Source organism: Luminiphilus sp. nBUS_07 (assembly GCF_051201685.1).
Lineage (GTDB): Bacteria > Pseudomonadota > Gammaproteobacteria > Pseudomonadales > Halieaceae > Luminiphilus.
The window spans coordinates 2,548,725-2,571,986 of sequence record NZ_CP179213.1 but is presented as its reverse complement, the minus strand read 5'-3'; the positions used below and the strand labels follow the sequence as shown (position 1 = coordinate 2,571,986).

The window sequence follows — 23,262 nt, the reverse complement described above, 5'->3', positions numbered from 1 at the left end:
CTTATTTTCATGTTTTATGAGCCGTTGCTGTCGCTGCTAGTGCTGTCAGCTTTTACCCAAGGCCCGATCATAACGGTCGTAATCACCATGATGAACAGGGTAAACCCAATGCCGGACCACAACTTGTAAGAGACCCAAGTCGCCTCTGAAAATTGATACGCCACAACAAGGTTGAGTGTCCCTACCATGGCAAAGTGCAAGGCCCATACCCAGCAAATACGCCGCCAGACGGCCCTAGGAATTTGGATTTGGGAGCCCATGAGCCGCTCAATCAGGTTTTGTCTGCCCCAAAACTGTGAAATAGCGAAAGCGATGGCCATGCCCCAATTAAAAACCGTCGGCTTCCACTGAATAAAAAGCTCATTTTTAAAAAATAAGGTTGCGCCTCCAAAGACGAATACGGCCGCACTAGTCCATAACAAACGTTTTTCAATGTACCCCGTTAGCCACCATTGGAGCGGTAAAATAAACAAAGTCGCGATCAGCAAGCCCTTGGTGGCGCTGTAAATTCCATCAACTGTGTGCGTCCAGCCTGACAAAGTAATGGTGCTGCCATCCATTTGATAAATGACGAAGAAGATAATGATGGGAACAAATTCGGCCAGCTGTTTCATAAAGTGCGCCTTACTTTAAGCACACGGGGATTCGGGTACGTCGTCTTGGACATGATCTCTGTTAACCTTAAACATTACACCGTAGAGTTTAGAGCCCTTGTTGATTGACTTCCACACACACACAACAGCGTCTGATGGTGCGTTATCGCCCAGTGAGTTGTTTTCGAGAGCGGTTGACCGGGGTTTAACGGCGCTAGCGGTGACTGATCACGACACTTTGGCTGGTTGGCAGACGGCTCAAGCCCTGAAAAATCAAGGTGTTGCCCTTGTTTGCGGTGTCGAGTTGTCCTGCCAGTGGGGTGGTGCAACTATTCATGTCGTAGGCCTCAACGTTGACGCAGACTCCGGGGAGCTGCTCGAGGCGCTTGACCAGCTTCAGCAGTTGCGTCGTGATCGTGCGGAGAAAATTGCAGCCAAACTTGAGCGGTTAGGTGCGGTTGGGGCGTTGGCGGGTGCCCAAGCGCTAGCGGGAGAGGCCGCTATTTGCCGTCCGCACTTTGCACACTGGCTAGTTTCCGAGGGTTATATGCCCAGTGTGAGCCGCGCTTTCGATAAATGGCTGGGTAATGGCAAGCCTGGAGATATCAAAACCCCCTGGCCCGCGCTGACCGACACGGTTGCTGTGATTGTTGCAGCAGGGGGTATTCCCATTCTTGCCCACCCATTGAAATATCGCTTCACCCGAACAAAACTCAGGGCGTTGTGTGACGCATTTTCTGTCGCAGGTGGCGTGGCGGTGGAGATTGTCAATGGCCGTCAGTCGGATGCTGAGATTGCTCAGCTCAAACGTTTGGCCATAGAAAAAAATCTATCGGTATCGCTGGGCAGTGATTTTCATCGCGAATGGACTTACGGTGCCGACTTGGGAGTTGATGTCGCCATTGCAGGGGATATTTCAGGTGTTTGGGAGATGATTCTTTGAGCCAATTTTTTGCAATCCACCCAGAGACACCCCAGCTTCGCTTGGTTCGGCAGGCGGTGGAAATTTTGCGAGGAGGGGGGGTTGTCGCATACCCCACAGACTCTGCTTACGCTTTGGGGTGTCGTTTGGGTGACAAGCACGCGTTGGAGTGTATTCGGCGCATTCGAAAACTCGATGACAATCACAATTTTACACTGGTTTGCCCAGACCTTTCGGTGTTGGGGACTTATGCCAAGGTCGACAACAGTGCCTACCGTCTGATCAGAAATGCTACCCCGGGGCCTTACACGTTTATTTTAGAGGCCACTGGCGAGGTGCCGCGGCGCTTACTCCATCCCCGGAGAAAAACCGTGGGGGTTCGCGTGCCAGATAACGCCATTACCCAAGCCTTATTGGCTGAATTTTCGGAGCCCATTATGAGTGTGACCTTGCAGCTGCCGGAAGATGACTATCCGTTAACTGACCCCTATGACATTCGGGCAACATTGGAGCATGACGTTGAGCTGGTGATAGACGGTGGCTATTGTGGCCTTGAGCCCACCACGGTCATTGATCTAACTGCTGGTAGCTACCAAGTGTTGCGCGAGGGTTTGGGTGATATTTCTCGCCTCGCACTGAGCTGATATTGCCACTCTTTGGCAGACTCCGCGAAGGGACTGCGGTATAGTCGGCGTGTGAATGAGACTATACCCCCTGATGCGCCAGAGTCTGTGGATGAGACCCCGAAACTTCGTCCTGCCGACCGTGTCGAGCGCCGCCTAAATAGCCCCCAGCAAGGTGAAATGCCTTTTGCTGTTGTAATGGGGCATGAGATGACTGAGCTTCCCAAAGATCTCTACATCCCACCCCAGGCGCTTGAAGTTTTTCTCGAGGCTTTTGAAGGCCCTCTAGACCTTTTGCTTTACCTCATACGTCGGCAAAATCTCGATATTTTAGATATTGGCGTGTCACAGATTACGACGCAGTACATGGAATATGTCGAACTCATGGATGCGATGCAGTTCGAGCTGGCCGCTGAGTATTTGTTGATGGCAGCAATGTTGGCAGAAATAAAGTCACGCATGCTGTTGCCTCGATCTACCGATATTGAAGAAGACGAGGAAGACCCAAGAGCTAATTTGATTCGAAGGTTGCAGGAGTACGAGCGCTTTAAACAGGCCGCTGAAGAGATCGACGGGCTTCCTCGGGTGGAGCGCGATACTTGGGTCGCCAAGATCGAACCTCCTGACCTCAATCGTGATCGGCCGTTACCAGACCTAGACATGCGTGAGCTCTTGGTGGCTTTGGGTGAGGTACTCAAGCGCGCTGATATGTATGAGAGCCATCAGATACAACGAGAGTCGCTATCGACCCGAGAGCGCATGTCAGATGTCCTCGAAGTCCTGCGGTCGAGTAATTTTGTGCCTTTTGTTTCCCTCTTTAAAGCGGAGGAAGGGCGGTTAGGTGTGGTTGTGACTTTTCTGGCGATAATGGAGCTGATTAAGGAGTCTCTGGTGGAAATTGTGCAAACCGAGGGCTTTGGGCCCATCCATGTCAAGGCGAGGATCGATTGATGGCGGAGACGGGATTGGTTCAAATTCTCGAGGGAGCCTTGATGGTTGCTGGTGAGGCGCTGTCTATTCAGCGCCTAAGCCAACTTTTTGACGAGTTTGATCGTCCGGCCAATACCGACTTGCGAGAAGCTCTCGAGGAGGTGGGTAAACGCTGTGAGGGCCGCGGTTACGAGTTGGTTCAGGTTGCGACGGGGTATCGTTTTCAGGTGCGACAAAACTTGTCCACCTGGGTTGGTCGTCTTTGGCAGGAGCGGCCACCGCGTTATTCACGGGCGCTGTTAGAAACACTCTCGTTAATTGCCTATCGCCAGCCTATTACTCGAGGCGAGATTGAGGAGATTAGGGGTGTCGCGGTTAGTACGAACATAATCAAAACGCTGCAGGAGCGTGATTGGGTTCGTATCGTAGGGCACCGCGATGTGCCGGGACGACCGGCAATGTACGCCACAACGCGACAGTTTCTTGATTACTTTAACCTCAAGTCCCTCGAAGAATTGCCGCCACTGGCGGAGATCAAAGACTTAGAAAATCTTTCGGGTGACCTCCCGCTGGAAATTCTTGAAGTGGAGGCGGCAGCCGCCAATGACGAGGGGAGCGATGCGGCGACCGCAGACAACGATTTAGCCGCGGGCATTGCGGAATCAGAATCGGAAGAAGAAGCAGAAGCAGAAGCGCCGGAGGGGACTCTAGATGAGCCCTCGCTGGCAGACCAAGCCACCGGCGAGGCAAGCTTGGAAGAGGATGCCTCAGTAGGCGAGGCCCTTACGGCAGAAGTGCCTCTGCCAGCGGCCTCGGAAGATCACGCTGCTGCCGAGAAAACCGCTGCCGTTGAAGAAACCTCAGATCAATCGGGCTCGGAACAGCCGTCAGGCGCAGAGCAAGCCTCCAGTGAGAGTCATTCAGATGGAGAGCTGTTAGATGAGCAAAGCCCAGCGCCCGCCAAGTAAAAGGCCTCCAGAACCGCCGCCGGAGCCTCCCAAAGGCGATAAGCTGCAAAAGGCCCTGGCCAAAATTGGTCTAGGTTCACGCAGGGAGATTGAGCGCTGGATTGAGCAAGACCGGTTAACGATCGGTGGGCGCAAGGCCAAGCTGGGCGATCGCGTAGTTGCTGGAGAGCGCGTCACTCTAGACGGTAAACCCGTGGAGCTCGACGAAACCGAGAGGGTACGGTGTTTGCTTTACCATAAGCCCGTGGGCGAGGTGTGTTCACGTAAAGATCCTGAGGGTCGGCGTACCGTCTTCGACTCGCTCCCTGAGCTTCAAGGTGGTCGCTGGATCGTTGTGGGGCGTCTAGATTTTAATACCTCAGGGCTTTTGCTCTTCACCACTGACGGCGAGTTGGCGCATAAAATGATGCACCCTAGCAGCACGATAGAGCGCGAGTACTTAGTGCGGGTTATGGGCAATGCGACTGACGAAATTCTCGATACGCTTCGAACAGGGGTCATCCTTGATGACGGGCCTGCAAGATTTACCGATATCGTTGATGGCGGCGGAGACGGCATTAACCGTTGGTTCTATGTGGTGCTTATGGAGGGTCGCAACCGAGAGGTGCGCCGTCTCTGGGAGTCTCAAGGGCTTACGGTATCGCGTTTAAAGCGTGTTCGTTACGGCGAGGTTTTCATACCTTCTAAGTTGAAGAAAGGTGAATGGACTGAGCTGCCTGACCGTGACGTTGAAGTTCTCTACGGTATGGCAAAGTTGCCGGCGAAGCCTATTATGCCGCTGGGTGATAAATCTCGAGCCAAGCTCGAACGTCTTGCCAAAAAATCGGGAAAACAAACCGTGCGCCGACTGGCGAGCGGCAAGGGTGGGTTTCAGCGCAGGCGCAAGTAGCGGCTAGCTTTGCACGCTTAACGCCTGACCATTGATGTCTTTACTGTCATCACTCATCAGATACAACCAGTGTTGCATTAACGCCTCGGGGTTTGGGTTAGTCGTCGGGGGCTCTGCTGGATAAGCGGTGCGACGCATGGTCGTATTGACGGCACCGGGATTTAGGCTGTTAACCCTAATGTTGCTGATCGCACCTAATTCATCTGCAAGCACCTGCATTAGCCCTTCGGTGGCAAATTTTGAGACGGCATAGGCTCCCCAGAACGCTCGCCCTCGACGCCCAACGCCCGAGCTGGTGAAGACAACCGATGCCAACAGTGCTTGCTCAAGCATTGGCAGCAGGGCTTGAGTCAGCATGAACGTTGCATTGACATTAACTTGCATGACTTGGTGCCAGAGCGCCGCACTGGTTTGCGCTAGCGGCTTACGATCTCCAAGAATACTGGCATTGTGGAGCAAGCCGTCGAGTTTAGGGATTGAACTTGATAGCTCTCCCGCTAGGGCAATCAAGTCATCGTGGCCGGCTTTTGCCAGATCTGTCGGTATAATTCCGGGCTCGACGCCTCCCTCGGCAACGATGGTGTCATAGACGGCCTCCAGCTTGGCTTCTGTCCTGCCTAGCAAAAGGACCTCCGCTCCATGCTGTGCAAATGACAGCGCGGCAGCTTTGCCGATACCGTCCCCGGCACCGGTGACTAGAATGGTTTTCCCCGCTAGTGCATCAGCTTGGGGAAGCCATTGATCAGGTAAAAAGGTCATTGAATTAACTGCCTAATAAAGGTTGCGAGCTCATGGCTCGATGACACGACGTGGTCGGCGCCCCACACAGCAGGATCTTCTTCTGTGCTTAAGTAGCCATAGGCTGCCGCTATAGTGAAGCAACCGGCGCGTTTACCGGCTTCAATATCTCTTTTATGGTCACCCACATAAATCGCGTGCTGTGACTGACACTGAAGTAGGGCGCAGCAACGTAATATAGCCTCAGGATGGGGCTTGGGTTCAGTGACCTCGCAGGGGGTGACCAAGGCGCCGGCAGGCGGGTCAAATACCATCGCAGCCATCAGGGGTTCCGCGAAACGCCGCATTTTATTCGTCACAACACCCCATGGAATAGCACTGTGGCTCAGGTCGGCAAGCAACTGTCTGAGGCCCTCATAGGGTTGTGCTGAGCTGCCCAGCTGGTCCTCATAGTTATTCAGGAATTCATCGCGCAGCGCCTCAAATTCAGGCATGCCCTGTGTGCAGTTAAACGCCAATTCAATCATACCTGCGGCACCGTTGGAGACCACAGATCGGATGCTATCCTCAGAGAGATCAACGAGTTTTCGAGCGTGTCTCATTGTTTGTAACACCGCCACAAATTCGCTCGCGGTATCGACAAGCGTGCCGTCTAGGTCAAAGAGCACCGCTGCTGGTTTGCTGGGGGTTGGCATGGGTTCAGGGTGCCTTTGGCTTGGTTGCCCTAACCATATAGTTGACCGAGACATCCCTTGGATGCAGCCGATAGTGCTGGCTGAGTGGGTTGTAGGTGAGTCCGGACATATGTGTGAGCGTCAGTCCGGCGCTTCGAATCCAGTTGGCCAGCTCTGAAGGCTTGATGAATTTGCTGTAATCATGGGTGCCCTTGGGGAGTAAGTTTAAGAGATATTCCGCTCCTACGATTGCAAACACAAAGGCCTTTGGGTTTCTGTTAATGGTGGAAAAATAGAGGTCGGCGCCGGGCTTTGCCAGGTCTGCACAAGCTTGAATAACGGCTCCAGGGTCGGGGACATGCTCTAACATTTCAAGGCACGTAACGACATCGTAAACGCTACCCTCACGCTCTGCCAGCTGCTCGGCGGTCACCTTTTCATAGTCGATATCAAGGCCGCTCTCTAACTGATGAAGGCGCGCTACACTCAAAGGTGCCTCTCCCATGTCGATACCTTTAACCGCTTTAGCACCGCGCCAAGCCATGGCTTCGGTTAACAAGCCGCCACCGCAGCCGACATCGAGCAGTGTTTTTCCGCCTACCGCGGAATGTTCGTCGATCCAGCCCGCTCTGAGTGGGTTGATTTCATGGAGGGGTTTAAACTCGCTATTGGGGTCCCACCAGCGTGCCGCTAGTGCTTCAAATTTTGCGATTTCTGCCGGGTCAACATTGGGTGGTGTGGTCATTGAGGGCTACTTCCAGTTAGTCAATAAAGCCTTGGTGGGCTCTGAATTTCTTAGGCCAGCTGGCGGCACGAGCTAGGATATCCGCCGGCGCCAGCGTGAGGGGCTGGCCATCCCGGACCAGCGCTTGTCCTGCGACCCAGCTGTGTGTCAATTCGCTGCCGCTGGTTGCATAAACGACTTGTGAAATCACGTTGTTCAGTGGCTGGGTGTGGGGCTGGCTTAAATCGATCGCAATCAGATCAGCAGCTTTACCGGGCTCTATTGAGCCTAGTTCGGTTTCGAGTCCCAGGGCACGGGCTCCGCCGAGGGTCGCGATTTCCAATGCTGCCGTTGCTGAAAGTGCAGTTGCTTCTTGTGCCTCGATTTTAGCCAGTAACGCCGCCATTTGCAGTTCTGCGAGCATATTGAGTCGATTATTACTGGCGGCACCGTCTGTTCCCAAGGCGACGTTTACTCCCGCTTTGAGAAGCCGATCTACTGGGCTTATGCCAGAGGCCAGCTTCATGTTGGATCGCGGACAGTGAATGACGTGGCTGTTGCTGTTGGCCAATAGCCCAATATCGTCATCCGACAGCGCTGTCATATGCACACACTGAGTCCGTGGCCCCAATAAACCCAAACGGTTTAAAAGATTGATTGGGCGCTCGCCCTGGGTTTTTAGGGCCGTCGTGACTTCGCTTTCTGTCTCATGCAAATGAATTTGTAATGGGGCATCGAGTTCGTGAACTAGGGTGGCGATTTTTTGCAGTGTGGTTATCGGCACGCTATATGTGGAGTGAGCGCCTATCCCCACCTGAATTAGCGCGTGGTCTCGATATTCGTCACGAAGGGCCAGACCCTTATCCAAGCAAGCCTCGCTGTCACTCGCCCAGGCTGTGGCAACGTCAATAACGGGGAACACCAATTGTGCTCGCAGCCCTGCTAGATCTGCCCTTTGAGCAGTGACCTCTGGAAAAAAATACATGTCACTGAACGTTGTTGTCCCAGCCATCACTAGCTCTAAAAGTGCAAGATCGGTCCCGTCGCGGACGAAGGCCTCAGAAACAAACTCCGCCTCCAAAGGCCAAATGTGGTCTTGTAGCCACGTCATTAACGGGGCGTCATCCGCAAAGCCGCGGAGTAGGGTCATGGGGCTATGGCCATGGGCATTAATGAGCCCTGGCAGTAGCGCCTGTGCGGGTAAATTTAGGTGCTCAGTTGCTTGAACTTTTTGGGCTTCCTCGGTGGGAACGATGCCTGTAATGCCGCCGTCATTAACGATGACGCTGTGGCCTGTGAGGACTGCGCCCTTGGGAACCACGGGTACGATCCATTCAGGATGGATAACCAGATCGGCAGCAGATGATGGGTTGTATTGGGTCATTGGGAGAGTATAACCGTTGCCTTGTGCCCTTGCCCGCAATGCTTCGCGAAGATGGCCTCGAGGGGCTGAATTTGATATGCTTGTCAGCTCCAGCGGTGCTGGAAACTCCCCCGATCAGACAAAGCGGTTCTAATGGCAGAGACACCCAAGGAAATCGCACGTGAAGTGCTTCCTGTAAACATCGAAGACGAGCTCAAGCAGTCGTACATGGACTACGCTATGAGCGTAATCGTAGGGCGTGCGCTGCCTGACGTGCGTGATGGCCTCAAGCCTGTGCACCGCCGCGTGCTCTTCGCGATGAATGAACTCAACAACGATTGGAACAAGGCTTACAAAAAGTCGGCCAGAATCGTGGGTGACGTGATTGGTAAATATCACCCCCATGGAGATTCGGCGGTATACGACACGATTGTTCGCATGGCCCAGGACTTCTCATTGCGCTACACCCTCGTTGATGGGCAGGGAAATTTTGGCTCAATAGATGGGGACTCTGCCGCAGCCATGCGCTACACCGAAATCCGCATGAGCAAGCTGGCCCACGCGCTACTCGCGGACCTCGACAAGGAAACTGTTGATTTTGTCGATAATTACGACGGTTCTGAGCAGATCCCAGTGGTGTTGCCGACTCGGGCGCCCAATCTGTTAATCAATGGTTCCTCGGGTATTGCGGTAGGAATGGCGACAAACATTCCTCCCCATAACCTCAGAGAGGTCGTGGCGGGCTGTTTAGCTTTTATTGACAACCCTGAGATAGATGTCGACGGGCTTATGGAATACATCCCAGGGCCTGACTTTCCGACGGGCGCGATCATTAATGGGCGAGCTGGCATCGTTCAGGCTTATCGCACAGGCCGCGGGCGAATTTATGTGCGGGCGCGAGCGGAGGTCATCACCGACGAAAGTCGCGGTAAAGACACCATAATTATCCACGAAATTCCTTATCAGTTGAACAAGGCTCGCCTGATCGAGCGCATTGCCGAGCTGGTGAAGGAAAAGAAGCTTGAAGGCATAACTGAGCTGCGAGATGAGTCTGACAAAGACGGATTGAGAGTCGTTATTGAATTACGCCGCGGTGAGATGGGTGACGTTGTCCTCAATAATTTATACGCCCAAACACAGCTGCAATCGGTTGTCGGCATTAACATGGTGGCGTTGGTTGACGGTCAGCCCCGCACTCTAAACTTGCTGGAAATGATCGAGGCGTTTGTTCGCCATCGGCGGGAGGTAGTTACCCGAAGAACCGTTTATCTATTGCGTAAAGCGCGAGAGCGGGGGCATGTACTTGAAGGGCTTGCCATAGCTCTGGTGAATATTGATGAAGTCATTGAGCTGATCAAAACGTCGCCCACACCCGCCGACGCCAAAGCTGGCTTAGTGGCTAAGCCCTGGCTGTCTGGAGAGGTTACTGGAATGCTGGAGCGTGCTGGAGAGGACGCTTGCCGCCCCGACGACCTACCCAAAGAGTTTGGTTTGCATGGCAGTGAGTACTTCCTGTCACCCGCGCAGGCTCAAGCGATTCTGGAATTGCGACTGCATCGGTTGACCGGCCTTGAGCACGAAAAGCTCTTACAAGAATACTCGGACAAACTGGTCGAAATTGCCGGGTATTTAGAAATACTCCAAGATCCGGATCGCTTGCGTCAGGTTATTCGTGATGAGCTAAAAGATTTAGTCGAGGAATTTGGCGATGATCGACTGACTGAGATCACCGACTCCACCCACGATCTGAGCGTGGAGGATCTGATTACAGAAGAAGATCGCGTGGTGACAATCTCCCACGGTGGTTACGCAAAAACCCAATCCTTGTCGGATTATCAGGCACAGCGCCGGGGTGGCACAGGGCGATCAGCTACCTCTGTAAAGGATGAAGACTTTGTGGAGCACCTGCTCATTGCGAGCACCCACGCCACTATTTTGTGCTTCTCAGATCTCGGTAAGGTTTACTGGTTAAAGGTTTTCCATATTCCTCTGGCTAGTCGTAACGCACGGGGTCGCCCCATGGTCAATTTACTGCCCCTCGATGAAGGTGAGCGCATCACCTCGATCCTGCCGGTAGAGGGCTATGAGGAAGGCCACTTTATTTTTATGGCGACGGCACGTGGCATCGTCAAGAAAACCGACATGCAGCAATTTGCACGGCAGCGCAGCGTCGGCCTGCGAGCGCTTGAGTTAGAGGAAGATGATTGGCTGGTGGGAACTGCGGTCACCGATGGCAGCTGTGATGTCATGCTGTTGTCTAGTGAGGGCAAGGCGGTCAGGTTCCAAGAGCAGGCCGTTCGCGCCATGGGCCGCACGGCACGGGGTGTGAGGGGCATAAAGTTGGGCGATGAACATCGCTTGATTTCACTTATCGTTCCACAGACGGAAAGCACTATCTTAACCGTGAGTGAGAAAGGGTACGGGAAACGCACAGACACCGCGGAATTCCCTTGCAAGGGCCGTGGTACCAAGGGCGTGATCGCGATGGCGACAACCGCTAAAAATGGCCCATTGGTTGGCGCCGTTCAAGTTTCTGCTGGGGATGAAATCATGTTGATTTCAGACCAAGGCACTGCGGTAAGAACGCGGGTTGAGGAGATTTCGACTCTGGGTCGTAATACCCAGGGTGTTCGCGTCATTAAAACCCGTGAGGACGAAAAGCTGGTGCGCTTGAGTCGAATTGTTGAAGACGATGATGCAGTTCCAGACGCAGAGTTAGCCGAGTCTGTGGCTTCCCCTGAGCCAGAGGTGTCACCGGCTAGCGACGATACTGGAGAGTCTTAAATCGTGTCGCGAGTTTATAATTTTTGCGCTGGTCCGGCCGCCCTACCTGAAGCGGTACTGACACGGGCTCAGGAGGAATTGCTGGAATGGCAGGGGCAGGGTGCCTCAGTCATGGAGCTAAGCCATCGTAGTAAAGCCTTTATTGACGTTATGGAACAAGCTGAGAGTCGCTTACGGCGCCTGCTTGGTGTGCCTGACGACTACGCGGTGTTATTTCAGCAAGGTGGTGCGAGTCAGCAGTTTGCTGCCGTGCCCCTAAATTTGAGTTCAGACACCGACAGTGCAGATTACTTGGTAACCGGGCAGTGGTCGAAAAAAGCTCTGGCGGAGGGGGCTCGATTTGTCAATGCAAACTGCGTTGCAGATGGTGCCGAAGACAACTTCATGTCAATTCCTCCAAGGGATGGTTGGTCGCTAGGTGGAGGGCGTTATTTTCACTATTGCCCGAACGAGACCATTGGTGGACTGGAGTTTTCCGACGTGCCTGCGGTTGATTCGCCCCTCGTTGCCGATATGTCATCGACACTGTTATCGCGCCCCGTCGATGTCACTCAATTTGGCGTGATTTATGCTGGCGCACAAAAAAATATTGGTCCTGCTGGTTTGGCGTTGGTAGTGGTTCAAAAAGAGCTGCTGGGTCAAGCTCGTTCTAGCTGTCCTGCGATGCTGAACTGGGAGACTGCCGCCACTAATGGGTCGATGTATAACACGCCACCAACCTTCGCCGTTTATTTGACGGGTCTGGTTTTTGAGTGGCTTGAATCTCTGGGTGGCCTTGAGGTCATGGGCGCAATTAATGCACGGAAAGCGGCGCGTCTATATGGCCACATTGATAACTCAGATTTTTACAGTAACCCCGTGAGTAAGTCGGCGCGCTCTTGGATGAACGTACCGTTCACCCTGGCCGACTCAGCGCTAGACAAAGTATTCCTTGATGAGGCGGAGCAGACGGGGCTGACTAATCTAAAGGGACATCGCTCGGTAGGTGGTATGCGCGCCAGCATTTACAACGCAGTGCCTGAGGCTGCAGTAGAGGCGCTGTGTACTTTTATGTCTGAGTTTGAGCAACGTTACGGTTGAACCATGGCGACTGATGAGCAACTAGAGGCCATTCGTGCTCGTATTGATGATATCGACGGGCAGTTGCTATCTCTGATCAGCGACCGCGCGCGTTGTGCTCAAGAGGTTGCTGAGATCAAACTGGCGGCCGTTCAGTCAGACACCCAAGCTTCGCCACTGTTTTATCGCCCTGAGCGTGAGGCGCAGGTGCTTCGTGCAATCCATGAAAAAAATCCCGGACCTTTGCCGGGGGACTACATGGTCCGTATTTTTCGAGAAATCATGTCGAGTTGCTTGGCGCTCGAAAAACCTTTGACGGTCGCCTTTTTGGGGCCCGTTGGCACTTACACTCAGGCCGCAGCCCGCAAGCATTTTGGTCAATCTGCTTTGCCTCAAGCTCAATCCTCGATTCAAGGGGTGTTTAGAGAGGTTGAAGAGCGTCGTTGTGACTTTGGAGTGGTGCCGGTTGAGAATTCAACTGAGGGGATGATCGGTCAGACGTTGGATTGTTTTCTCGAGTCGCCCTTGCATATTGTGGGCGAGGTAGAGCTGCCGGTTGTTCACCATTTGTTCGTGGGTTTGACCACGGGTGATGGTGAGATCATGAAAATCTGCGGTCATCCACAAGCGCTAGCTCAGTGCCGAACTTGGTTGGAAACCCACTTGCCGCAAGTACCGCTAGAGCAGGTTGCGAGTAATGGTGAGGCGGCCCGACGAGCACAGTCTGAGTCTGGTGTGGCGGCTATAGCCGGCGACATAGCGGCTGAAATGTATACCCTCGAGAAGCGCGAAGTATCGATTCAGGATTACGCGAGTAATACGACGCGGTTTTTAGTTTTGGGTCGTGACTTTGTTCCCGCCAGCGGACAGGACAAAACTTCGGTCATCATCGCCAGTCGTAATCGCCCTGGCGCGCTGCTTAATTTGTTGAGGCCGTTCGAAAATGCGGGCATCAGCCTGACGCGGATTGACTCAAGGCCTTCAAAAACTGAAAAATGGACGTATGTGTTTTACATCGAATTTGAGGGCCATCTCGAAGATCAAATCGTGGATAAAATAATGAACGAACTCGAGGAGCAGTCGATTATGCTGAAGCGACTTGGTTCCTACCCTTGTGCTCCCATTTAGCGCCCTAACTTCATGGCGCCCATCAATACTGCGAACGTTGTTTTTTTAGGACTGGGTTTAATCTCGGGATCCTTGGCTCTTGCCCTCAAGCGCGGCGGCTGGGTGGGCCAGATTACGGCCTGGGGACCGCGAGCTCCTAGTCTGGAGCGGGGCCTAGCACTGGGCGTTATTGATGGCTACGAGCTAGAGCTGAGCGAGGCGATCAAAGGTTCTGACGTCCTCATTATTGGCGCTCCGCCGATTTCCACCGGAGAGTTGTTGGCCAGGTTGCCGGCCTTGTTAAAGGCCACGGATGCGACACCTATTGTTACTGACATGGCCAGCATGAAAGGCTGGGTTATTGATCAGATGACGGACAGTTACCCACGCTTTGTTCCGGGACACCCCATAGCCGGGTCGGAAAACAGCGGTGTCACGGCGGCTAGAGCTGATCTCTTTGATGGCCGCGAGGCTATTCTGACGCCAGATGACACCACGGATCCTGAGGCACTGAAGTGGGTGGCCGCCATGTGGGAAAGTGTTGGGTCGCGGGTAACGATTATGTCGGCTTCAGATCACGACGCTGCGCTTGCGGCAAGTAGTCATTCTCCTCATATGCTCGCCTATGCTCTAACAAAGGCCTTGGATGCTGACGCTTTAAGTCCTATGCGCCATGGCGGGGGTGCATTGCGTGATATGACTCGTATCGCCGCTTCAGATCCCGTGATGTGGCGCGATGTGGCTTTGACTAATAAGGAATCGCTCATTGACGCAATGACGGCGGTAGAGGCGCAGCTGTCATTGCTTAAAGCGCTCATCGCAGAGGGTGATGGGGAGCAGCTCGAGCGCTACTTTACGACGTGCCGTTCGGTACGACGAGCCCACGATGCAGTATTGAATCCTCTCGATTCAAGTGTGATTACACAGTTATCCGAAACCAACGAACCTGATAAAGGACAAGACACTCCATGAAGTTTGTTGTGCAACCCGGAGGCCAGTTGACGGGTGAACACCGTGTTCCCGGCGATAAATCTATGTCTCACCGAGCGGTGATGCTCGGATCGTTAGCTGAGGGCACAACCGAGGTAACGGGTTTTCTCGAGGGTGAGGACGCGCTGAGGACTATCGCAGCATTTCGGCAGATGGGCGTGGCAATAGACGGCCCGGAAGCCGGGAGTTTGACGATCACAGGCGTAGGTTTACACGGCCTAGCGGCACCGCAGCAGGCTTTGGATTTAGGGAATGCCGGTACGGGCATGCGACTTTTTGCAGGAATTTTGGCGGGTCAAACCTTCAATTCTGAACTGATCGGTGATGCTTCACTGATGCAAAGGCCTATGGGCAGGGTGATTAACCCCTTGTCAAAAATGGGTGCTCGCATCGAATCCTTGTCTGAGGGGCGCCCACCGCTGGTGATCTCCGGTGGACAGGATTTGCAGGGAATTCACTACGACTTACCGATAGCCAGTGCTCAGGTTAAGTCTTGCGTGTTGTTAGCGGGCTTGTATGCAAAGGGCAGGACTTCGATCACCGAGCCAGCACCCACGAGAGACCATACCGAGAGGATGCTGGGTGGATTCGGTTACGATGTTGATTCTACCAATGGTGTAATTGGCCTTGATGGTGGTGGTCGGCTGGTAGGGACTTCTATCGATATACCGGCAGATGTTTCTTCTGCGGCGTTTTTACTCGTGGGCGCCAGTATAGCTCCTGGCTCAGATGTGCTTTTGAAGCATGTTGGTATGAACCCCACTCGAGTGGGTGTGCTCAATATATTGACCCTGATGGGGGCTGATATTTCGGTGCTGAACCCTCGAGAGATTGGCGGAGAGCCGGTGGCAGATTTGCAGGTTCGCTATGCGCCACTTCACGGAATTGATATTCCAGAAGATGAAGTGCCCCTCGCTATTGATGAGTTTCCCGCCCTTTTTATTGCAGCTGCTTGTGCCTCTGGCACCACGATATTGCGCGGTGCCAGCGAGCTTCGCGTTAAAGAGAGCGATCGCATTGCTGCAATGGCAGAGGGGCTGAGCACTCTCGGAATAAAAAACGAGCCCACTTCAGATGGCATTGTTATTGAGGGCGGTCAATTAGGGGGCGGCTCGGTAAACACGTTTCATGATCACCGTATTGCGATGGCTTTCGCCGTTGCGGGGTTACGGGCCTCAGCTGCTATTGAAGTGCTTGATTGTGACCATGTCGCCACGTCGTTTCCGGGTTTTGCTGAGCTGATATCAAGTGCCGGCCTTAAGCTTGACGCTCATCGATGAGTAAAGTGCCGGTTATCTGTGTTGACGGCCCCAGCGGTGCCGGCAAAGGGACCTTGAGCCAAAGGTTGGCCGAAACTCTGGGTTGGCACTTACTGGACAGTGGCGCTCTGTACCGCATAGTGGGTCACGCTTGTGTGCTACGGGATATCAGCTGGCAAGACGAGTCGCGTGTTGTTGAGGTCGCTGAGACCCTTGATGTGCGGTTTGTGCCCTCGCCTGCAGGTGTCTCCGTGTGGCTTGAAGGCGAAGACGTAACAGCGCAAATTCGTTCGCAAGATGGCAGCCGTGGGGCGTCTGCGGTAGCGGTATTGGCGAAGGTAAGGGTGGCGTTACTCGATCGCCAGCGTTCTATGGCGACGCTTCCTGGGCTTGTGGCGGACGGAAGAGACATGGGCACTGTCGTTTTTCCCAATGCAGTGCTAAAAATTTTCCTGACCGCCTCTGCTGAAGCTCGGGCCCGCCGGCGTCAAGCACAGTTGCTCGAGAAAGGCGAAAGTGTTAGCCTGCCGCGCCTTTTGGATTCCATCAACGAGCGTGATGAGCGTGATACCAACCGCTCCGCGTCGCCGCTGGTCGCTGCCAAAGATGCGGTACTTATAGACAGCTCTACACTTACTGTAGATGCGGTTTGTGACCGCGTGCTGGAATTAGCAGCTGATAAAGGGCTTATAGCGCGGTCGCCGAACTGAAGGCCAGATACCTCGGCAACCGCTAATTTGAGCAGACCCAATCTTATCTGGAGATTGGCTAGGCATATGTATGCCGCAACAACAGGAACGTCCCATGAGCGAATCGTTCGCAGAATTATTTGAAGAAAGCTTAAAAACCGTCGATATGGAGCCCGGCTCGATCGTAACCGGTGTTGTCATAGATATTGATAACGAGTGGGTCACTGTTCACGCAGGCCTGAAGTCAGAGGGTGTCATCCCGCTCGACCAATTCACCAATGCTAACGGTGAGTGCACACTTAATATCGGCGACGAAGTTCAGGTGGCCCTCGAGACTGTCGAAGATGGTTTTGGCGAAACTAAGCTTTCTCGTGAAAAGGCCAAGCGTGCCGAGGCTTGGAAGCGTCTTGAAGCAGCACATGTTGCAGACGAAGTTGTAACCGGCATTATCAATGGCAAGGTCAAAGGCGGATTTACTGTTGATATTGAATCTATCAGAGCCTTCCTGCCCGGTTCCTTGATCGACGTGCGTCCAGTTCGTGAGACGACGCATCTAGAGGGCAAGGAGCTCGAATTTAAGGTCATTAAGCTTGATCAGAAGCGTAACAACGTTGTCGTTTCGCGTCGTGCCGTTATGGAAGCCGCTAACAGTCAGGAGCGCGAAGAGCTGCTCGAAAATCTGCAAGAAGGCATGTCGGTCAAAGGTGTTGTGAAGAACCTTACCGACTACGGTGCTTTTGTGGACCTTGGCGGTGTGGACGGCTTGTTACACATTACCGATATGGCTTGGAAGCGCATCAAGCACCCCAGTGAGATCGTAGAAGTCGGTCAGGAAATGGATGTCAAAATCCTTAAGTTTGATCGTGAGCGTAATCGCGTTTCATTGGGTCTGAAGCAATTGGGTGAAGATCCATGGGTGGAGATCACTAACCGTTACCCTGAGGGTGCTCGGGTTAACGCCAAGGTCACTAACCTGACTGATTATGGTTGTTTCGCTGAAATTGAAGAGGGTGTTGAAGGTTTGGTACACGTCTCTGAGATGGACTGGACCAACAAAAACGTTCACCCCTCAAAGATCGTGCAGCTGGGTGATGAAGTCGAGGTAATGGTTCTCGACATCGACGAAGACCGTCGACGCATCTCTCTGGGTATTAAGCAGTGCACCCAGAACCCCTGGACGCTTTTGCGTCTGATCATGCCAAGGGCGATCGCATCTCGGGCACCATCAAGTCAATTACTGACTTTGGTATCTTTATCGGCCTAGACGGCGCTATTGATGGTTTGGTGCATTTGAGCGACATCAGCTGGAATGAAACCGGTGAAGAGGCCGTTCGTAACTATAAGAAGGGCGACGAGATTGAGACAGTAATTTTGTCGATCGATCCAGAGCGCGAACGAATTTCCCTCGGTATCAAGCAGATGGAAGAGGACGCTTTCACTCTCTACGTAAGCGATAACGATCGCGGCACTATCGTCACCGGAAAAGCGTTGGAAGTTGACGCTAAGGGTGTTCTGATTAAGCTGTCAGACGAAGTTTCTGGGTATCTGAAGGTGGGCGACATTAGCGTCGACCGCATTGAAGATGCGCGTTCGGTCATTAATGTGGGTGATGCGGTAGAAGCCAAAATCACCAACGTTGATCGTAAGAACCGTACTCTTGGGCTGTCAATCAAAGCCAAGGATATCGAAGACGAGAAAGAGGCTGTTGAAACACTCAAGCAGCAAGACGAGGCTGCCTCTCCCGGTACTATTGGCGACCTGATCAAGGCGAAAATGGACAGTCAGTAAGCGATTCGTGCTTTGTCTAGAGGCCGGCTTTAAGCCGGCCTTTTTTTTGCCTATGACTTTGTCCTCGGTGCGCTGATAGACATGAAAATTTCGGGTTTTGGCTTCTGCCGTCACCACGGATAGGTAGCCTTCGCAACCCGTTGCGAGTGCCCTCGAGACCTACTCGAGCTTGGTGGAGCGACTTTTGGACCTTTACTTCATAGTTTCGAGTCAAAAAAGTTATGAAAATTAGTAACTTGAAAAGATTTTGCTGGCGTTAGAAAATAAGCACTTCCAAGCGTTGAATATAAGTCCATGACCCGTAGCGAGCTCATTGAATTAATAGCCTCCCAGCAGTCCCAGCTGAGTACCAAAGATGTGGAACTCGCTGTGAAGTTAATGATTGACCACATGGCCGAGACACTGTCTGGCGGTGAGCGCATTGAAATTCGCGGCTTTGGTAGTTTTTCTTTGCATTATCGAGAGCCTCGCCAAGGGCGAAACCCAAAGACTGGAGATAGTGTTGAGCTGGAAGGGAAACACGTTCCTCATTTCAAGCCGGGTAAGGAACTGCGAGAACGCGTTAACCGTTCATTAAAAGCGGGTTTCTGATCGTGGCACTTCTGCGAGTTTTGCTGAGTCTGCTTATTATTGGCGCTGCTGTTGTGCTGGGAGCGCTGTTTACGCTCCAAAATACCGCTCCCGTCCCCCTTGATTTACTGGTTGTCCAGCTATCAGAACGTGCCGTTGCGCTTTGGGTGCTTCTGTTTTTCGCGGCGGGGTGTGTCGTCGGTTTACTGGGTGGGGCGGTGGTGAACCTTAAACAGCGAGCGGGCAACGCACGTCTGCGCCGTCAACATAAAAAGCTTGAGCTCGAAGTAGGCCGACTGCGGCGTTTTGGGCTTAGCGAGAGTGACTGACCTTTTTTTATTACTGACCTTAACTGCGGCCATCGCAGCTGGCTGGTGGCTGGGGCGGCGCGGCAACCGCCCCTTGGTTTGGGGCAGTTCAGCACAGCCACCTTCCGAATATTATCGGGGATTAAACTTTCTTCTTGACGGCCGGCAGGACAACGCAATCGATGCTTTTACCCAGGCATTGGAGGTGAATGCGGAGACCTTTGACACCCATATTGCATTGGGTAACGTATTGCGCCGCCGTGGCGAAGTGGAGCGGGCGATAAGAGTTCATCAAAATTTGTTGGCTCGTCCAAGTTTGCCGCAGACGCAGCTACATCTCGCCCACCTTGAGCTGGCTAGAGATTATATCTCTGCAGGGCTCTTCGACCGGGCTGAGAAGCTGTTGATCGATCTTGTGGCTGAATCGGGTAATCACCGCAGAGTAGCGCGACGTCACTTGCTCGAAATATACGAAGCGCAAAGCGACTGGTCAGCAGCCTGCGAGGTTGCTGAGGAACTTCTCCCAAAGCGAACTTTGATGAAGTCTGCTGTCAACACAGCCGATGAGGTGGGCCAGCCTGTCGGCGTGCTTTTGGCGCACTATTGTTGCGAGCAGGCCGAGTTGGCACGATCAGCTGGTGACTATGGAGGGGGACGAGAGCTGTTAGCGAAGGCCTTACGCTACGATAAGTCTTGTGCTCGTGCCACCCTATCACTGGGGGCCCTTGAGTTATCGGCGGGGCAGCCAGAGCAAAGCATTAAGGCGCTGAAAACAGTTTTCGATCAAGCTCCCGAGTACTTGGCAGAGATCATCCCCCTCATGAGGAAGGCGATGGATTCGGTGGGTACTAGAAATAATTTGCGGTCTTATCTTGAGAGTTGTTTTGAAAAAGCACCGACAACGCCTTTGGCGCTGGCGATTGTTGATGAGCTGCACGCCACGATTGGCAAAGATGCGGCAAAAGATTTCCTGAGACTTAGCTTGAGAGATAAACCCTCACTGCGTGGTGTTGCATTGCTCATGAGTCTGCACGATTCGACAGAAGCAGGGGATGATGAGTCTTTGGAGCGAGAAACCATCGAGAAAATTATTGATCAAAGGTTTTCTTATCGCTGTACTCACTGCGGATTTCGTAACCAGCAGCTGCATTGGTATTGTCCGGGCTGTAAGCATTGGGGCACTATTCGCGACTTGGGAACAACAGGGGAGGCGTTAAATGGTTGATCACAAAGCTTTGATTGTCGCGCTTGATTTTGACGATATCGACAGTGTTTTGCGGCTGACCGATCAGTTAGATCCGTCACTGTGTCGTGTAAAGGTGGGGAAGCAATTATTTACCAGAGTTGGCCCCAGCGCGGTTGAGCAGCTTGTAAAACGTGGTTTCGATGTGTTTTTAGATCTTAAGTTTCATGACATTCCCAACACGGTTGCAAATGCCGTATCTGCTGCGGCAGACCTAGGTGTTTGGATGACCAATGTTCATGCGAGTGGGGGCTCATCGATGATGAACGCTGCCCGTGAGGCGTTGGTGGGTCGCCAAAATAAGCCACTACTGACCGCCGTGACCGTTCTTACCAGTATGGCGGAGGCGGATCTTGCGGAGGTGGGTTTTCAAGGGGCAGCGTTGGCACGGGTTGTGGCGCTGGCGAAGCTGACCGAAAAAGCTGGGCTCGATGGTGTTGTGTGTTCTGCACAAGAGGCTTCGGAGCTGAGAAAAGTTGTAGATCCGGCGTTTGCTTTGGTGACGCCGGGCATTCGTCTAAAAGGGGATGCCATGGGTGATCAAAAGCGAGTTGTCGATCCTGCTGCTGCGATCGCCGCGGGTGCAAACTATTTGGTCATGGGACGTTCCATTACGGCGGCAACAGACCCCATAGCTGCAATAAAGCGTATTTTGTCATCTCTGGAGCCCGAGTGAGGGCAACGGAGAGCACTGATGTCCATGGCAGTGGCTTCATTTTATAGCCTGTTTGCGAGTCACCTAAGGCTCGTTACGTCAAACAACAGGAGTATATTGCGATGTCTATCGTCACCACTGTTTTCAACCGATCAATTGGTAGAATTTTGGCCACGTCTTACGCACTGTTCCCACTACACCAAATTGTGGGTGTTGGTGCGCTTTGTTTTGCTCTGGCAGTCTCGAGTCCACCAGCTTTTAGCCAGGTGCAATCGATCAACATCAACACGGCGTCCCCCGAGCTTTTATCCGAGGGCCTCTCTGGGGTGGGTCTGGCGAAGGCCTATCGAATTGTGGAACACAGGGAGTCCTACGGGCCGTTTGAGACGATTGACGAGCTCGTCGAAGTTAAGGGTGTTGGCGAATCAATCATTGCACGTAATCGCGATCGCATTGTTCTTGAGTGATCTTTGTTATCGCAGTGAGGCGTCGGTGTGATTTTACTCACCGGGGCCTCGGGTTATATCGGTAGTGCTGTCTACGCCCGATTAAAGCGGCAGGGTATTCCGACTCTCACTGCAGGAAGACGTTCTTGTGACCGGTTTTTGGATTTAGACCATTGCGAAGGCCTGTCGGAACTTTTTTCTGATATCAGCACTGTTATTCACTGTGCTGGTATTGCGCACAATAAAGGCAATGCATCTGCCTACAGAGTGGCAAATGTCGAGGCTTGTGAGGTGCTTGCTGCAGCGGCTGAGGCTGCTGGTGTTAAGCAATTTATATTCTTAAGCTCGCTCAATGTGGTGCCTGCTGATAAATCCGATCCAGGGACGCCGGCTCTTGACCTACCAAAACCGAGGTCGCTTTACGCGCAGTCAAAATGGCGGGCAGAAATCCAGTTGTCGAAAGTGCTGCGAACAAGTCAATGCCAACTTGTGATGCTCCGGCCAGCTTTGGTTTACGATCAAGCGCTGACCGCGAATCTTGCCGCCTTGAAAAAGTGGCAGGGAAGATTGCGGGTGTCGCTGCCAGCGACGGGCCAACGTAGTTTAGTGGCGCGACCCGACCTAGTTGCCCTGATCGTTTCATTGCTCAGGGGTGAGGGCGCTGATGATGCGGGATCGAATTACACATCTTGTGACCAGGTATTGGCAGTTACAGATGGTCAGTGTTACTCGGCATTTCGAATTGCTAGAGCGTTAGCAGTAACAGCTCCCTTCAAACTACCGGCACCCTTATGGCGAGCTATTTTAGTGTGCTTGGCAAAATTGCCGCTCCCTCAAACTCAGGCTTTAGCCGCCTCTATTGGTGGGCATTACTGGTGTGGTGAGACCGCTCAGCCCTTCGATGGTGCGAAGTGGTCATTGGAGCACCTTTTGAGTGTAACCAAATCCGAGAGTACAACCTGATGGCTTTTGTTTTGGCGTTTTCGCTATCACTCTTGCTCCTGTTATGTTTTCTGCGCGTAGCTGGCCCTTGGGGTTTTGTGGATAGGCCTAACGCCCGAAGCGCGCATCAAACGCCGACCCCCGTTGGAGCAGGTATTTGCTTCGGTTTATCGGTTACCGTGGCTTTACTGGTGCCTAACGGCTTTGCCGGTGAAAGCGCGTTATGGCTTTTGGTATTACAAGGCTGTGGTTTAGGGGTTGCCCTTGTTGGCTTGATCGATGACCGGCTCGCATTGCCGGCCTGGCTACGCCTGTTCGTCTACCTCATCGTGGCAACAATTGCTGGGCTCACATTGCTGGGCACTGCCCACGTGCTCCTGTTGGGTTTGGCAATATTGGCCTTGGGGTGGAGCATTAACCTCGTTAATTTCATGGATGGTTTAGACGGTTTTGTTGTCACCCAGTCCCTTTGCGTCTGTCTTGGACTTGCGGTTATTAGCCTGTTTTTCCCGGAGGCAGCTGGCGTAACCCATCTCACCTTGGTGCTGGTGTCGGCGTTATTGCCATTTTTGTGGCTAAATTGGCCGCCCGCGCGCATTTTTATGGGGGATAGCGGGGCCGTATTCCTGGGTTTCTATCTGGGTTGGCTCGGCTTGTACGCTACAACGCAAGATAGCCGATTGGGCGCTGCATGGTTGATTCTAATGATGCCTTTTCTGGTCGATGCAAACTACACCCTGCTGACACGGTTAGTACGGGGACAATCTCCTGCAGAAGCGCATAGCGAGCACACCTATCAGCGATTGATGAGGGCGACCGGATCGGTGCTCGCCATTAATGCTGGTTTGCTCGTGTTGCAGCTTTCATGGCAGATTCCAATGGCTTTGTGGGCAGCTTTTGGCGCTTATTCCACAATTTTTGCGGTAATTTTCTCGACGATTCCTTCTCTGGTATTGGTGGCATACGGGCGTCGCTACTCGTAGACTGTACGGTCCTGC

At 53.0% G+C, this 23,262-nt stretch carries 23 protein-coding genes and 1 pseudogene; 19 read left to right on the top strand and 5 right to left on the bottom strand.

All coding sequences use genetic code 11. The features are described from left to right. Positions 1-14: 14 nt before the first annotated feature. Positions 15-614: an inner membrane-spanning protein YciB gene (locus ACMAZB_RS11435; protein ID WP_435217295.1), complete on the bottom strand. Its 600-nt coding sequence runs from the start codon at positions 612-614 to the stop codon at positions 15-17. Between the two features lie 100 nt (positions 615-714). Between ACMAZB_RS11435 and ACMAZB_RS11430 the strand changes: the two genes are divergently transcribed. The 5 genes from ACMAZB_RS11430 (at position 715) to rluB (ending at position 4,925) form a co-directional block, all read left to right on the top strand. Next, positions 715-1,536 carry a PHP domain-containing protein gene (locus ACMAZB_RS11430; RefSeq protein ID WP_435217293.1) on the top strand — a complete coding sequence of 274 codons (822 nt, stop codon included), beginning with the start codon at positions 715-717 and terminating at the stop codon, positions 1,534-1,536. Beyond that, positions 1,533-2,159: an L-threonylcarbamoyladenylate synthase gene (locus tag ACMAZB_RS11425; RefSeq protein WP_435217292.1), complete on the top strand. Its 627-nt coding sequence runs from the start codon at positions 1,533-1,535 to the stop codon at positions 2,157-2,159. Before ACMAZB_RS11430 ends, ACMAZB_RS11425 begins: the two co-directional genes overlap by 4 nt. Before the next feature lie 87 nt (positions 2,160-2,246). Continuing rightward, positions 2,247-3,089 (top strand): segregation and condensation protein A, encoded by an 843-nt coding sequence (locus tag ACMAZB_RS11420; protein WP_435216001.1) that lies wholly within the window; start codon positions 2,247-2,249, stop codon positions 3,087-3,089. Next, complete coding sequence (scpB, locus tag ACMAZB_RS11415; protein WP_435217290.1) at positions 3,089-4,036, top strand: SMC-Scp complex subunit ScpB; 948 nt, start codon at positions 3,089-3,091, stop codon at positions 4,034-4,036. The genes ACMAZB_RS11420 and scpB overlap by 1 nt, the downstream gene beginning before the upstream one ends. Beyond that, positions 4,008-4,925 (top strand): 23S rRNA pseudouridine(2605) synthase RluB, encoded by a 918-nt coding sequence (gene rluB / locus ACMAZB_RS11410; RefSeq protein ID WP_435217289.1) that lies wholly within the window; start codon positions 4,008-4,010, stop codon positions 4,923-4,925. The genes scpB and rluB overlap by 29 nt, the downstream gene beginning before the upstream one ends. Before the next feature lie 3 nt (positions 4,926-4,928). On the opposite strand, the gene ACMAZB_RS11405 is transcribed toward rluB, so the two are convergent. From ACMAZB_RS11405 to ACMAZB_RS11390, 4 genes are read right to left on the bottom strand one after another with little or no spacing between them, the layout of a single operon-like run. Continuing rightward, entirely contained in the window at positions 4,929-5,684 is a 756-nt protein-coding gene (locus ACMAZB_RS11405; RefSeq protein WP_435217287.1) for a YciK family oxidoreductase, read from the bottom strand. Then, a complete protein-coding gene (locus ACMAZB_RS11400) occupies positions 5,681-6,358 on the bottom strand; it encodes an HAD family hydrolase (RefSeq protein WP_435217286.1) in 678 nt (225 codons plus the stop codon). Before ACMAZB_RS11400 ends, ACMAZB_RS11405 begins: the two co-directional genes overlap by 4 nt. A gap of 4 nt (positions 6,359-6,362) precedes the next feature. Beyond that, positions 6,363-7,082, bottom strand: a complete 720-nt coding sequence (gene ubiG / locus ACMAZB_RS11395; protein ID WP_435217285.1) for a bifunctional 2-polyprenyl-6-hydroxyphenol methylase/3-demethylubiquinol 3-O-methyltransferase UbiG — start codon at positions 7,080-7,082, stop codon at positions 6,363-6,365. A gap of 16 nt (positions 7,083-7,098) precedes the next feature. Beyond that, positions 7,099-8,445, bottom strand: coding sequence for a TRZ/ATZ family hydrolase (locus tag ACMAZB_RS11390; RefSeq protein ID WP_435217283.1), 1,347 nt, complete (start codon positions 8,443-8,445; stop codon positions 7,099-7,101). Positions 8,446-8,577: 132 nt separating this feature from the next. Between ACMAZB_RS11390 and gyrA the strand changes: the two genes are divergently transcribed. The 14 genes and pseudogenes from gyrA to ACMAZB_RS11320 all read left to right on the top strand — a co-directional run bounded on the left by gyrA (position 8,578) and on the right by ACMAZB_RS11320 (position 23,247). Beyond that, positions 8,578-11,208, top strand: a complete 2,631-nt coding sequence (gene gyrA / locus ACMAZB_RS11385; protein WP_435217282.1) for a DNA gyrase subunit A — start codon at positions 8,578-8,580, stop codon at positions 11,206-11,208. A 3-nt stretch (positions 11,209-11,211) separates the two neighbouring features. Then, a complete protein-coding gene (gene serC, locus ACMAZB_RS11380; protein WP_435217280.1) occupies positions 11,212-12,288 on the top strand; it encodes a 3-phosphoserine/phosphohydroxythreonine transaminase in 1,077 nt (358 codons plus the stop codon). A gap of 3 nt (positions 12,289-12,291) precedes the next feature. Continuing rightward, positions 12,292-13,395: a prephenate dehydratase gene (gene pheA, locus ACMAZB_RS11375; protein ID WP_435217278.1), complete on the top strand. Its 1,104-nt coding sequence runs from the start codon at positions 12,292-12,294 to the stop codon at positions 13,393-13,395. A gap of 12 nt (positions 13,396-13,407) precedes the next feature. Further along, complete coding sequence (locus ACMAZB_RS11370; RefSeq protein ID WP_435217277.1) at positions 13,408-14,346, top strand: prephenate dehydrogenase; 939 nt, start codon at positions 13,408-13,410, stop codon at positions 14,344-14,346. Beyond that, entirely contained in the window at positions 14,343-15,644 is a 1,302-nt protein-coding gene (aroA, locus tag ACMAZB_RS11365; protein WP_435217275.1) for a 3-phosphoshikimate 1-carboxyvinyltransferase, read from the top strand. The genes ACMAZB_RS11370 and aroA overlap by 4 nt, the downstream gene beginning before the upstream one ends. Next, positions 15,641-16,333, top strand: coding sequence for a (d)CMP kinase (gene cmk / locus ACMAZB_RS11360; RefSeq protein ID WP_435217273.1), 693 nt, complete (start codon positions 15,641-15,643; stop codon positions 16,331-16,333). The genes aroA and cmk overlap by 4 nt, the downstream gene beginning before the upstream one ends. Positions 16,334-16,427: 94 nt before the next feature. Beyond that, a pseudogene (rpsA, locus tag ACMAZB_RS11355) lies at positions 16,428-18,100 on the top strand (30S ribosomal protein S1). Between the two features lie 294 nt (positions 18,101-18,394). Then, positions 18,395-18,691 carry an integration host factor subunit beta gene (ihfB, locus tag ACMAZB_RS11350; protein ID WP_435211938.1) on the top strand — a complete coding sequence of 99 codons (297 nt, stop codon included), beginning with the start codon at positions 18,395-18,397 and terminating at the stop codon, positions 18,689-18,691. A gap of 2 nt (positions 18,692-18,693) precedes the next feature. Next, positions 18,694-18,999 carry a LapA family protein gene (locus ACMAZB_RS11345; RefSeq protein ID WP_435217271.1) on the top strand — a complete coding sequence of 102 codons (306 nt, stop codon included), beginning with the start codon at positions 18,694-18,696 and terminating at the stop codon, positions 18,997-18,999. Then, the gene (lapB, locus tag ACMAZB_RS11340) at positions 18,992-20,203 is read left to right on the top strand and encodes a lipopolysaccharide assembly protein LapB (protein ID WP_435217270.1); all 1,212 of its coding nucleotides are present in this window, start codon (positions 18,992-18,994) and stop codon (positions 20,201-20,203) included. Before ACMAZB_RS11345 ends, lapB begins: the two co-directional genes overlap by 8 nt. Continuing rightward, the gene (gene pyrF, locus ACMAZB_RS11335) at positions 20,196-20,897 is read left to right on the top strand and encodes an orotidine-5'-phosphate decarboxylase (RefSeq protein WP_435217268.1); all 702 of its coding nucleotides are present in this window, start codon (positions 20,196-20,198) and stop codon (positions 20,895-20,897) included. Before lapB ends, pyrF begins: the two co-directional genes overlap by 8 nt. A gap of 101 nt (positions 20,898-20,998) precedes the next feature. Next, the gene (locus ACMAZB_RS11330) at positions 20,999-21,343 is read left to right on the top strand and encodes a ComEA family DNA-binding protein (protein ID WP_435217266.1); all 345 of its coding nucleotides are present in this window, start codon (positions 20,999-21,001) and stop codon (positions 21,341-21,343) included. A gap of 27 nt (positions 21,344-21,370) precedes the next feature. Continuing rightward, a complete protein-coding gene (locus tag ACMAZB_RS11325) occupies positions 21,371-22,285 on the top strand; it encodes an NAD-dependent epimerase/dehydratase family protein (RefSeq protein WP_435217264.1) in 915 nt (304 codons plus the stop codon). After that, positions 22,285-23,247 carry an MraY family glycosyltransferase gene (locus tag ACMAZB_RS11320; protein WP_435217263.1) on the top strand — a complete coding sequence of 321 codons (963 nt, stop codon included), beginning with the start codon at positions 22,285-22,287 and terminating at the stop codon, positions 23,245-23,247. The genes ACMAZB_RS11325 and ACMAZB_RS11320 overlap by 1 nt, the downstream gene beginning before the upstream one ends. Positions 23,248-23,262 lie beyond the last annotated feature (15 nt).